This is a genomic window from Alkalimarinus coralli (assembly GCF_023650515.1).
GTDB classification, from domain to species: Bacteria; Pseudomonadota; Gammaproteobacteria; order Pseudomonadales; family Oleiphilaceae; genus Alkalimarinus; species Alkalimarinus coralli.
In genome coordinates, this window is sequence record NZ_CP096016.1 from 499,296 (window position 1) to 511,622 (window position 12,327).

The window sequence follows — 12,327 nt, forward strand, 5'->3', positions numbered from 1 at the left end:
ACTAATTTAACCGTAGAAACTAATTTGACTGTAGATACCAACAATATGGCAAAAGAGACACAGAAAAAAGGCGGCCTTTTAGGCAACCTGGCGTTTAACATCATTATTCCGGTGGTAATTCTCAGCAAGTTTTCGGCGGTTGATAGCCTGGGGCCGGTATGGAGTATTGTGGTCGCGCTGGCATTTCCTATTGGTTATGGCTTATGGGATCTTAAACAGTCCGGTAAAGTCAATGCGTTCTCAATTCTGGGTATTGTGAGTGTGTTTTTAACAGGGGGAATTAGTTTATTAGAGCTTGACCCTCAGTACATCGCGATCAAAGAAGCTGCAATTCCTGCTATTATTGGCCTCGCCGTGCTGATAACCCAGCGTACAAAATACCCTATTGTTAAAATGATCATTTTGAATAAAGAGATAATCCGCACTGATGATCTTTATTCAGCGCTTTCCGACAACAACTACACAGATGAGTTTGAAAAACGTTTAAAGTTGGCGTCACTTATTGTTGCGGGTTCATTTTTTGTGTCATCTGTTTTGAACTATGTCTTGGCAAAAGTCATTCTGGTTAGCCCGCCTGGCACACCTGAGTTTGCCGAAGAGCTGGGAGAGATGACGGCATTGAGCTACCCCGTCATCGCCCTGCCGAGCACTGTAATTCTAATGCTGGCGATCTGGTATCTGTTTAGTCAAATCAAAAAATTGACCGGAGAAGACTTCGAGAGCTTTTTAGTCGGAGTAGAAAAAGAAGCCTAGAAAACTCTTCTGGCTTGCCAGAAATTCTCTTTCCAATAAGGGTTATCCAACCTTGAAAACTTAACTCCTCTGCTGGTTGAGGCGTGCAAAAAACGTTGTTCACCGGCATATATACCGATATGCCGGTCTTTAAATCCTGTTTTAAATAGCACCAAATCGCCGGGGCGTAACTGCGCAAGTGTTACAGGTAAGCCTGTTTCAGCCTGACGCCGTGTTGACCGTGGCAGCACAGCACCAAATTGCTCTTTAAAGGTTAAGAATACAAACCCTGAGCAATCCACGCCAGACTTGGACAGCCCGCCATAACGGTACTTCACTCCTTTCCACGCTTCATGTTGGTCGTGAAGACTTTTAACAATAGAGTTTGACGCAGGTTGAAGTATCGGTAGTTGGCTCGTCTGAGGCTCAACTGAGGCAGGTGGAATCGAGCTACAGCCTGCAATGAGGGTAACCGCTATTAATAATAGGCAGGGCTGTATTGCTTTCATCATGGCCTCTCACTGGTCTTCATGATAAGTATTCTAGTAAGCAAATGATTATTCGTATGTATTTATTCTGTAACGCTCTTTCAGACTGTTAGCTTATGAACATTTAACTCTCGGGGCGCTGTGGGTTTGCTGTTTCGTAGCAGAGCTGATCAAGTCCGCTTATTTAGGCGCCATATCGATGCAACACTCATCTTGAAAGAAGCTAACAACCGCTTGTAGCTGGCCATATTCAACAACGCAGAATAGCGTTCGCCCTTCTCGTCGTTGGGCAATCAAACCTGCCGAAACCAGGCTTGATATATGGTGAGAAAGCGTTGACCCCGGAATTTTCAACTCTTCCTGAATGTCTCCAACGGGCAGCCCTTGATAGCCCGCCTTGATAAGGCGTTTGAAAATGGTTAAGCGTGTAGGGTGGCCCAGCTCTTTTAATGCCTTGGCCAGTTTTTCTATTTCCACTTTGTTCCCCTCAGATTTTAATATTTCGATATTAGCAGAAATATATTGCTATTGTCAGAGTTTAAAACTATATTTCGAAAATACTAGAAATATAGTTTTAATTAAGGAGAGAAAAATGATGACTGTATCAACTGAGATGATTCAGGAGTCAGTCAGAATGTTTACCGTTCTGGCTATCGAGCTAACCGTACTGTTTTTGGTGATTAGCTATATCGTAGGCATTTTGCAGATGCATATTCCACCTAAAAAAATCCAAAGTATATTAAGTGGTAAGCAAGGAAAAGGTTATGTTATTGCTGGTTTCTTAGGCGCTATCACGCCTTTTTGCTCCTGTTCTACCATTCCGTTCCTGAAGGGGTTATTGAGGGCGAATGCAGGCTTTGGAACGATGATGGTGTTTTTGTTTGCGAGTCCGCTGTTAAATCCCATTATTATTGGGTTGTTTGTTGTGACCTTTGGGTTGAATGTCGCGGTATTCTATTTCTCGGTTGCGATGGGTGTCTCTATTCTGGCCGGGTATAGTCTTGAAAAGCTGGGCTTTGAAAAGTATATCAGGGCTGAGGCATATATCGCGCCTGTGTCTTCTAAGATATCGCAGGACAGTTCGGCTGAAACGATTATTGAGAATAAGTGGTTAGAAATCTGGAGAACCACCTGGAAGGACTTCTTGAAGGTCTTGCCTTACTTATTAGGCGGCCTCTCAATCGGGGCGGTGATTTATGGCTTTATGCCGGCGGACTATGTGGCGAGTGTGGCGAACGAAAACAATCCATTAGCGGTACCTATAGCGGCGATTATCGGCATTCCCCTTTATATTCGTGCCGAAGCGGTTATTCCACTCAGTGCAGTATTAGCCACCAAAGGTATGGGATTGGGGGCCATAATGGCACTGATTATCGGAAGTGCAGGGTCCAGTTTAACGGAAGTTGTGTTACTCAAATCATTCTTTAAGAACCAGATGATTATAGCTTTCTTGCTGGTAGTTATTGGAATGGCTGTCACGGCAGGTTATGCATACTCATATCTATTCTAGATTTGTGTGAAGAATAATATGAACAAAAATTGACCTGTTATTTTATATGTGTGACTATTGGTCATATTATGACGGCGGGTATTATGCTTTTGCATCTAGCCGCCGTTTTAAATTCAGGTCGTATGTAGTGAAAGTCTGTAGCGAAAGTTGGTAGCGTAAGCTTGTAGCCGGAGTTTGCAGTGAAAGCATGTAGTGGACGAATGTAGTGAAAGCTTGTAGTGAAAGCTTGTAGTGAAAGTATGCAGCCCTTAACACGAAAAGAGAGAGAATTTGCTCGCAGAGAGCGGGAAATAATTGATGCAGCGTTGTCACTATTTGAGACCCCAAACTGGGAGCAAGTGACCGTTGATCAAATTGCCAAGAAGGCGGAGATTGGTAAAGGGACGGTTTACAAGCATTTCTCAACAAAAGATGAAATTTACGCGTGCATCACGCTGGAGTTTCACGAAAGGTTACTGGCCGAGTTCAGAGCCATTGACCACGAGATGCCGGTTGATAAGGTGATGAAAGAGGTGATACGCCTCTCTTTTGAGCTGTCGCTGGCGTGTCAGGCTCATGCTCGAGTGAGTTTTTATTGCAAGAGGGCTGATTACATTGAACGACTGAGCAGTCAATATCAGGAAAAATTTGAACGTATTGAAGGGCTGTTTGAGTCATTTATCGGCAGAATTCTGGATACGGGGATTGAGCAGGGCATTATTCCAAAACGGCCACATGAGCATTTAATCATTGGTTTGGAGGCAACGTTTGATGGTGCGATGTCAATGATCTTGAATACCAACATCAGCTGTCATACTGAGCTGGAGCAAGATGAGTTTATTACCATTATCAGTGAGTACATGATTGCTGGGTTAATGGGCCTAAGAAGTTAATCAGGGTTGCGAGCATAAATTGGGATCACCTTTGCTCGAATATGACTAATAGTCATAAAAAGTATGCTGGCATATCGTCACCAGACATATCTTTGCCAGACATACCTTTGTCAGGCGCAGCAACAAAAACAGTTTATCTGTAGGAAAGCATGGGTTGTGTATTGATAGGGCGAGAAAGCATGGACTGTAGAATAAGAGGAAACATATGAGTCGTTCATTAATAGTGGCAATAGTATTGACGGTTGTTGCAGTAGGGTGGGTGCTTTCCGGTTCGAGGTCTGCGCCTGAAGCCGCGTCGGTCGATCACTCGGCCGAACAGGCGCCCGCAGAAAAATTTAAAGTGAAGGTCAAAAATATAGAAGCAGAGCTGATTACCGACAACCTGTTGCTTCAAGGCCAGATTGAAGCTGCCAGGGAGATTGAGATTAAGGCAGAAGTGCAAGGTATCGTTACCCGGCTGGGCAAAGACAAGGGAGCCCGCCTGAACAAAGATGATTTAATTGTCGAACTGGATGTCAGTGACAGACTGGCTCGCTTGAAGAAAGCCAAGGCTGAGCTAGAGGTTCGCAAGTCGGAAGAGCGCGCAGGGGCGCAACTTCGGCAAAAGAATATGCTATCGAAGAACCAGCAACAACAGAATATTGCCAATGTCCTGTCTGCCGAAGCCGCAGTAAAAGAGATTGAGGTTGAGATTGATAAAACCTCGGTCAAAGCACCTTTTGCCACGGTGCTGAATGAACGCCATGTTGAAGTGGGAGATTACGTCTCTCCCGGTGATCCTCTGGCGTATTTGGTGGATGACAGCTATACCCTGATTAGTGCCGATGTTCCCCAGCAGTATATTGCCAGGCTATCGTTGGGGCAGACGGTTAGCGCGAAGCTGCTGAACGGGCAATCGTTAGATGGAAAAATTTCGTTTGTATCAGCATCCGCTGACCCTCGCACCCGTACCTTTCGTATTGAAGCCAAGTCTGAAAATGTTAAGCGTTTTGTGCGCTTTGGCCAGAGTGCCAGCGTAACCATTCAGTTAGGTCAACAGCGTGCCCACAAACTAACGGGGTCTCTGCTTGACCTGAATAGTGAAGGTATTCTTCAGGTGAAAGGGGTTGATGGTGAAAACAGGGTGATCACCAAACCAGTCGATATCTTGCGAAGTGAGCGAGATGGCATATGGCTGAAAGGCTTACCGGATACATTTCGCCTGATTACCGTTGGCCAGGGGTTTGTTAGTGAAGGTGATGAGGTTGAGCCAGTCGAGGATGATGCGGGAGCTAGCTCTCAAGGCAGTTCTGAAGATAGTTTAGAAGATAGATCTCATGATAGCTCTGAAGAGAACAGCTCAGAGCCGGTGGCGTTATGATGGATGACAAACACAACCTGATTGATTGGGCGATCAACAGGCGGCGATCAACACTGTTAGTGCTGATTTTCCTGCTGATCAGCGGCACGTTTGCGTACCAGTCGATACCTAAAGAGTCTGAGCCGGATATTGCCATTCCTATTATTTATGTCTCTATGTATCACGACGGCATTTCGCCCGCTGATGCCGAGCGGCTGCTGGTGCGGCCAATGGAAAAAGAGCTTAAATCGATTGAAGGCGTTAAAGAGATGCGCTCTTCGGCAGGTGAGAGCCATGCCTCGGTGACACTGGAGTTTGATGCCGGATTTGATAGCCAGTCTGCGCTGGATGATGTGCGAGAGAAAGTAGACCGAGCAAAAGTTAACCTACCCACCGATACCGAAGAGCCAGAAGTTAATGAGGTCAATGTTGCGCTGTTCCCAGTATTGAGTATGAGCCTATCCGGCTCAATTCAAGAACGAAATTTACTCAGAATCGCGCGAGACCTTAGAGATGATATTGAAGCGCTACCGGGCGTATTGGAAGTTGATATCGGTGGAGACAGAGAAGAAGTACTGGAAATTATTGTTGATCCGCTGGTACTCGAAACCTATAACATTGATTTTGAAAGTGTACTTAATATTGTTAACCGTAATAACCAGTTAGTGGCGGCTGGCGCAATCGATAGTGGCCATGGTCGGCAGGTTATGAAGGTCTCCGGGGTGATTGAAAGTCTTGATGATATTTTGTCACTACCGATTAAAGTCGTCGGGGATACGGTGGTCAGCTTCCGGGATGTCGCGACGGTGCGCCGTGCCTTTAAAGACCCGCAGAGTTTTGCGCGTGTGAATGGTGAACCGGCAATATCACTTGATGTAAAGAAACGTGTTGGTTCCAACATTATCGAAGTTATTGGGCAAGTTAAGCAGATTGTTGATGAGAAACAGCAGTTTTGGCCGAGTTCGCTCAAGCACACTTACACCATTGATAAATCCGGCCAAATTGTAGATATGTTAAAGGATCTGCAAAACAATGTGTCCAGCGCCATTGTAATGGTGATGATCGTCATCGTTGGGGCTTTGGGTTTGCGCTCCTCTCTGTTGGTGGGGGTGGCGATTCCTGCGTCATTCTTAACCGGCATTTTGATTATCTATTCGATGGGTTACACGCTTAATATTGTTGTGCTGTTCAGCCTTATTTTGGTGGTGGGGATGCTGGTAGACGGCGCGATTGTGGTGACCGAGCTGGCATCCAGAAATCAGGAGCAGGGGTTAGCTGCGGGCAAAGCGTTTTCTCAGGCGTCCAAGCGAATGGCATGGCCGATTATTGCATCAACCGCGACCACGCTGGTGGTCTTTCTTCCGCTGATTGCATGGCCGGGGACGGTGGGAGAGTTTATGAAGTTTCTCCCGATCACCGTTATTATTTGCCTGCTCGCCTCTTTGGCCGTTGCGTTAGTGTTTTTGCCGGTATTGGGTAGCTGGTTGGGTGGCAGTCGCAGCCAAGCGAAGCCATCATCCGAGTCGACCCAATCACTGCTGATGTCAGGCTATATGCGGTTATTGGGCGCATTGCTCAGGCACCCGGGTAAAACACTGCTGCTGGCCATGTCTATTATTGTCGTTACCTATATTGCTTACGCGCAGTTTGGCAAAGGGGTAGAGTTCTTCCCCGATGTTGAACCAGAAACCGCACAGGTGCTGGTGCATGCTCGTGGTGATCTCTCAATCTATGAAAAAGACAGATTGTTGAAAGAGGTTGAGCAAAGACTGTATGGCATGTCAGAACTCAAATCGCTCTATGCGAGATCATTCAACCGCTCTCAGGGTGGCGTTGCAGAGGATGTGATTGGCTCAATTCAATTTCAGTTTGTTGATTGGCAAGGTCGCAGAGTCGCATCTGAAATATTAAACGAGATGCAAGCCAAAACCTCTGACCTCGCAGGCATAAAGCTAGAATTTCGCAAAGAAGAGAACGGCCCTTCAGGTGGCAAGCCGATACAGCTACAAGTCGGCGCGATGATGCCAGAGCACCTGCAGGAAGCCGTTGTCACTATACGCAAAGCCATGACCGAGTTAGGTGGGTTTAAGGATGTGGAAGACAACCGACCGCTGCCAGGCATAGAGTGGAGGCTGGAGGTTGATAGAGAAGTGTCGGCGCGTTACGGCGCCGATATCGCCTTGATCGGTAGCGCCATTCAGATGATTACCAACGGCTACCGTGTATCTGATTACCGGCCTGATGACTCAGACGAAGAGATCGATATTAGTATTCGTTTCCCCAGAAAAGAGCGAACGCTGGACAAGTTTGATAACTTTAGCATTCAAACCGAAAAAGGAATGATACCGCTTAGCAACTTTGTCACGCTGATTCCCGCGCAAAAGACCGGCAATATTAAACGGGTCGATGGCAAGCGGGTGATTACGATTCAGGCCGACGTTGAAGAGGGGCGATTGGTCAGCGAGCGGCTGCAGTCGTTACAGGAGTTAATGAAAACCCGTGAATTGAAACCTGATGTGAATATCACCGTTAAAGGTGAAGATGAAGACCAGAGAGAGACCGCACAGTTTTTGTCCAGCGCATTCGTACTGGCAATATTCCTGATGTTGCTGATACTGGTAACGCAATTTAATAGCTTTTATCAAAGCCTGTTAGTGCTCAGCGCGATTGTTTTCTCGACGGCGGGTGTGCTGATTGGCTTAATGGTCACCGCTCAACCGTTCGGCGTTGTGATGGTGGGGCTGGGGATTATTGCGTTGGCGGGTATCGTGGTCAACAACAATATTGTTTTGATTGATACTTACAACGCCTACCTTAAAGAGGGGCTGTCTCCTTACGACTCGGCTCTGATAACCGGAGAGTTGAGAATGCGGCCAGTGCTTCTTACCGCAGGCACTACCATTCTCGGCCTGATCCCTATGGTGCTCTCGATGAATATTGACTTTATTAACCGGGATGTAACCTTTGGCGCCCCCTCTACCCAGTGGTGGACTCAACTCTCAAGCGCCATTGCAGGCGGGTTAGCGTTTGCAACACTGCTGACGTTGTTCCTCACGCCGTGCTTGCTGGTGCTGGGGGCGAATGTCAGCGCCTATTTTAAGCGCAAGTTTGCAAAGGAGTCTGAGCTTGGGGCAGAAGTGAGGAGTGACTTAATGGTTGGCACAACAGTAGGGCTTGAAAAGAAAGGGCAGAAGGATTTAACTCCGGTGAATGAGTGAGGAGCACTAACCCCCAAGCTCAGCGGCGAAACCGAAAACTGCGAGCTTCGTGTGTCATGTAGTTGAGTGTTTGCCATAAAGTGCTGCACCAATGTCGCGTCAGTAAAATTTACGCAATTTGTTGATAGTAGAGGGTTTATTTTTCTCAAGCCTTGCATTATCTAGTGTTAGTCATGACAGGCCCAATTCTTGCCTTTAGTGATTTCGTTAAATAAATAACTAAAAATGGACTTACTATGAAATACTTTTTTTTTGTTCTTGTGTTATTTTCCTCTCAAGCCAACGCTCTCCTTATCCAATTTGAATCTGAAGCCGGAGAATCATTTAGCGGCAGCTTTTCTGTAGATACAATTAGCCCCAAAAAAGTAGAAGGCAGTGAAGAATGGGGAGTAACCAATTACGTAGCTGGAGAAATAACCAACTTCTCTACAACATTCTCCCCAATAAAATACAAAAAACTCACTGAATCATATGTCAATTTCTATCAAGCAACCCATGTAAGCTGGGAGCTGGTAATCGTTCTCCGCTTTGATGACTTCATTGTATCTGCTATGTCGACGGCAGGAGGCTTTGTACCGTTCAACTCACCAGATCCGCTTGCAGATTTTTTGTCTAGGCCTGCATCACTCGTATGGTGGTACAAAGAAAATAGAAATGATCCCAGCCTCCCAATTAGTGGGGACTCTAACTTTAAAGTGTCAGCTACCATCCCAGAACCAGGCTCTTTATCGCTGCTAAGTCTTGGATTGCTTGGCTTTGCTGCCAAACGTCGATTTTATTAACACCTTAGAGGCGGGGTTAACCCGCCCAATTCAGCAGTAACTGCCGAATAAAAAATAAGAATAAAAAAGACATCCACTTCTTGAAACAGAAGACCCTTACGAATAGCAGCAATAAAAAGATCTGTTTTCTCCCTATCGACACAACCTACACGTTTATCAGGCAAATAGTTTGGTCTTTAGAGCAATTGAGAAGGTCAAAGCCCTGTGAGTTGTGGCATTGAGCAGTGGAAGACTCTCAGAAGGCCGTCGGAAAATAAAAAAGACATCCATTTCTTGAAACGTAAGCTCCTTACGAATAGCTACAGTGTTAAGATGGATGTCCCGAGTTTCGGACAAACATGATTTTGGTATGTAAGTCGATACCACAGTGAAATTTGTGCTGTTTAGTATAGAATTTCATAATGATGGCCTCCTGAGGTACGTGCCTTTGAGCAAGTTCCATCTTGGATGGTAGTTCAACCTGCCAAGCTAGAAAATCCTTGGGAGGTCATTGTTAGTATCAAGTGCCTCCAGCGGACATGCGAGCCTACGCAGTTTTTGTGTCCATTCCGCTGCGCTGCATTTTCACACAAAACTTGCTCCAGTCCGCATGCGGCTGAGCCAAGCGTTAACCTTTGATCATTATGGCAAAACTTTTTCCAGCTAGATTGCACGTAGTTCTTGCTTCCAACAGCCCTAGAGCCGTTGTGTTTAGGCGCGGCCCTTCCAAAGAAGTCTGTACTTTCTTGTGGGATAGGAAAAGTGACAGTGTTGAAATAGGTCAGTGGTTAAAAGGGAGAATTTACGAACGCAGGTCAGATTTATCGCCTGACGGTAAGTTTTTACTTTACTTTGCTATGAATGTTAAGTGGGATTCAGAAACTAGAGGGTCTTGGACTGCTGTGTCAAAAGCTCCTTGGCTCAAAGCAGTAGAATTACACGCCAAAGGGGACTGCTGGGAAGGCGGAGGCTTATTCTTAAGTAAAAATTCTTACTGGTTGAATGATCGATATGCTAATTCAAATAATAGGCTGATTACATCGAGCTTAGTGAAGCAAAATAAAAGCTACGTCCCAGAAGGCCAATTTGGTGCGGAAGATACAGGAGTTTACTATCGAAGGCTAATGCGTGATGGTTGGACACTTCTAAGAAAAGAGCAATACGGTAAGTGGAATAGAGCTACCATTTTTAGCAAAGAATTAAAGAACTCCTGGATACTAACGAAGGTGGCTCACGAGCAGGTAGGATCACCCGAAGGCAAGGGTTGCTACTGGGATGAGCATATGCTTGAAAACAAAGTCAGCGGTTCGCAGTTTATTTTTGATGATTGGGAATGGGCTGACAATGATGGGGATAGTATCATTTGGTGTTCTAAGGGTTGCTTATATCGAGCATCACTTAAAAGCAAAAAAGACTTAGGGGAAAGAATGCTTGTCAAAGACTTCAATGAATACAAGTTTGAGGCTATTGCTGCACCCTACTAGCAGGTTAACAAGTGCGCGCAGTGAGTAAATAAAAAAATAAAAAAGACACCCATTTCTTGAAACAGAAGCTCCTTACGAATAGCAGCAGTGTTAAGATTGATGACCTGAGTTTTTCGCAAATATTATGCTATTGTTTTTCGTGGTGCTGGCCTCCGCTATAGTGATTAACAACTATATTATGGCTCTGGCTTTGCTAACCCACGAATTGGAGGTCAGCACTCTTTGGTGACGTGGGGAGTCATTATGTCTATGCACAGGGAGAGATCGGTGCCATTGTTTGAAACAGAGAGGTTGATTGCAAGGAAGCTATCCCATCAAGACGCTCCGGTGCTCTCCGCAATGCTCTGTGATCCGGAAGTCATGAAGTTCTCCGTTCGTGGAGTTTGCGACGAAGAAGCTACTCGAAATTTCGTTGATTGGTGCCTTGAGTGTTACGACTCTCATGGAATTGGGCCATGGGCATTGTGTGAGAAGGAATCAGGGAATTTTATCGGCTTCTGTGGCGTTGGGCCGGAGTTGTTTGGCGATGTTGAAGAAATCAATCTAGGTTATCGTCTGGCACGCAGGTTCTGGCATCAGGGGTATGCGACAGAAGCTGTCAAAGGTGTTCTCCGGTATGCTTTCGACCAAAAACACTGCGAGTCGGTAATTGTTATTATCGAGCCGGAGCATACAGCCTCCGTTAGGGTGGCGGAGAAGGTCGGGTTCGGAGCCTACACACACCAAGAGTTCCATGGCCGATCTGTGCGGGTGTATCGAATGACGTGCGACGACAGGGCATTGCATAACAAGTTGTTGAAAATAAAAAAGACATCCACTTCTTGAAACACGCCTACAAGCCGACAAATAGGACAAGTAATAAAAGAGGCATTAGCAAGACACCCATCGTATAGAGCAATCATTAGCCCATTAGCATACATTCGCAATACACTCACCGTATAGAACACCTTCAATAAATTACGTCTTAAGTAAGTACTATCGCGCTATGAGCTCTATGTTAATTATCTGCTTATTAAAACTCATTTTATCGGGCGCGGGGCACCCTCTTACTTCTTTGTAGTCACACATTTTGCCAAGGGCTTTGTAAGAGGGGGGCCCCGCGCTTTCACCTATCGGGGTAAGGTCAAGGGCTTTTCGTGTTGATGCTTTGACATGGCTCATTTTGCTTGATGCTGATGGTGTGCTGACCAAGCGGGGGGGGGGCAATCATGTGTCTTATTAATACCGCAAGTCCTCAGAGCGAATTTTGTGCTGCAGAGCTTTTACTATGAGGTCTGATTGACCCGGCCATTCCTTGGGCATGGTGCTCATCCAAAACGCAGGCTAGTTGAACGGGTTGAGTGTCAGAAAATCTAACCAGAATCTCCTTGGTGTCTCCAGGTTTTAAAAACACGGCGGGGTGCTCATCAATCAGTTTAACCATCGGAGAGGCATCATCTGCGGTTGAACTACTGCTGCCATGGCTGTGCCCTCCCGGCACCGTAACATCTTCGCTTCCGTGCTCTAAATACGCATCAATAAATGGCTGATCGGCCAATACTTCGTTGATATCGAGCGCCATGACCATAAGATGGGGCAGGTTACTGCTGTTGGTGAATAGAAACCTGGTGTTGGTATCTGAATGAATGTTGAGGTGCTTGGGCGCGAACGTTAAAGTGTTGACTTCTACAACGACGCTTTCTTCTGCGGTCAGCCCGGCAGTGGACGTTGTTTGAAATGGATAAATAAAATGGATATTCTGAGTTTCTTGTAATATCGGTACCAACAAAAAGCTGAATCGTTTTAGTCTTAGAAGTAAAAAGAAAGTCCAAGGGCAATGGCAGATGTATTGTATGATTCACAAAATTGAGTTAACGAACTACGGACAGTTAGCGGCGTAACAGGGCTATGAGTTTAGAATTTTGATGCTGATTATTGGGTAGA

At 45.8% G+C, this 12,327-nt stretch carries 11 protein-coding genes; 8 read left to right on the plus strand and 3 right to left on the minus strand.

The features are described 5' to 3' along the window. The first annotated feature begins 45 nt into the window (after positions 1 to 45). Positions 46 to 753, plus strand: a complete 708-nt coding sequence (locus MY523_RS02185; RefSeq protein WP_250658756.1) for a VC0807 family protein — start codon at positions 46 to 48, stop codon at positions 751 to 753. Here the strand turns inward: MY523_RS02185 and MY523_RS02190 are convergent. Together MY523_RS02190 and MY523_RS02195 are read right to left on the minus strand one after the other, a co-directional pair. Beyond that, a complete protein-coding gene (locus MY523_RS02190; RefSeq protein ID WP_250657178.1) occupies positions 750 to 1,244 on the minus strand; it encodes an NlpC/P60 family protein in 495 nt (164 codons plus the stop codon). The genes MY523_RS02185 and MY523_RS02190 overlap by 4 nt on opposite strands. Before the next feature lie 156 nt (positions 1,245 to 1,400). Then, the gene (locus MY523_RS02195) at positions 1,401 to 1,697 is read right to left on the minus strand and encodes an ArsR/SmtB family transcription factor (RefSeq protein ID WP_250657179.1); all 297 of its coding nucleotides are present in this window, start codon (positions 1,695 to 1,697) and stop codon (positions 1,401 to 1,403) included. A gap of 115 nt (positions 1,698 to 1,812) precedes the next feature. On the opposite strand from MY523_RS02195, the gene MY523_RS02200 reads away from it, so the two are divergent. The 7 genes from MY523_RS02200 (at position 1,813) to MY523_RS02230 (ending at position 11,229) form a co-directional block, all read left to right on the plus strand. Then, positions 1,813 to 2,730: a permease gene (locus tag MY523_RS02200; RefSeq protein WP_250657180.1), complete on the plus strand. Its 918-nt coding sequence runs from the start codon at positions 1,813 to 1,815 to the stop codon at positions 2,728 to 2,730. A gap of 239 nt (positions 2,731 to 2,969) precedes the next feature. Then, positions 2,970 to 3,602, plus strand: coding sequence for a TetR/AcrR family transcriptional regulator (locus tag MY523_RS02205; RefSeq protein ID WP_250657181.1), 633 nt, complete (start codon positions 2,970 to 2,972; stop codon positions 3,600 to 3,602). A gap of 205 nt (positions 3,603 to 3,807) precedes the next feature. Continuing rightward, on the plus strand, positions 3,808 to 4,962 hold the full coding sequence (locus MY523_RS02210; RefSeq protein ID WP_250657182.1) for an efflux RND transporter periplasmic adaptor subunit: 1,155 nt from the start codon (positions 3,808 to 3,810) through the stop codon (positions 4,960 to 4,962). After that, positions 4,959 to 8,159 carry an efflux RND transporter permease subunit gene (locus MY523_RS02215; protein WP_275975285.1) on the plus strand — a complete coding sequence of 1,067 codons (3,201 nt, stop codon included), beginning with the start codon at positions 4,959 to 4,961 and terminating at the stop codon, positions 8,157 to 8,159. Before MY523_RS02210 ends, MY523_RS02215 begins: the two co-directional genes overlap by 4 nt. A 236-nt stretch (positions 8,160 to 8,395) precedes the next feature. Continuing rightward, the gene (locus tag MY523_RS02220) at positions 8,396 to 8,941 is read left to right on the plus strand and encodes a PEP-CTERM sorting domain-containing protein (RefSeq protein WP_250657183.1); all 546 of its coding nucleotides are present in this window, start codon (positions 8,396 to 8,398) and stop codon (positions 8,939 to 8,941) included. A 614-nt stretch (positions 8,942 to 9,555) separates the two neighbouring features. Then, positions 9,556 to 10,404, plus strand: a complete 849-nt coding sequence (locus MY523_RS02225) for a hypothetical protein (RefSeq protein ID WP_250657184.1) — start codon at positions 9,556 to 9,558, stop codon at positions 10,402 to 10,404. Between the two features lie 243 nt (positions 10,405 to 10,647). Next, positions 10,648 to 11,229 carry a GNAT family N-acetyltransferase gene (locus MY523_RS02230; RefSeq protein ID WP_250657185.1) on the plus strand — a complete coding sequence of 194 codons (582 nt, stop codon included), beginning with the start codon at positions 10,648 to 10,650 and terminating at the stop codon, positions 11,227 to 11,229. Positions 11,230 to 11,638: 409 nt separating this feature from the next. On the opposite strand, the gene MY523_RS02235 is transcribed toward MY523_RS02230, so the two are convergent. Next, positions 11,639 to 12,172 (minus strand): cupredoxin domain-containing protein, encoded by a 534-nt coding sequence (locus MY523_RS02235; protein WP_250657186.1) that lies wholly within the window; start codon positions 12,170 to 12,172, stop codon positions 11,639 to 11,641. Positions 12,173 to 12,327: the final 155 nt, after the last annotated feature.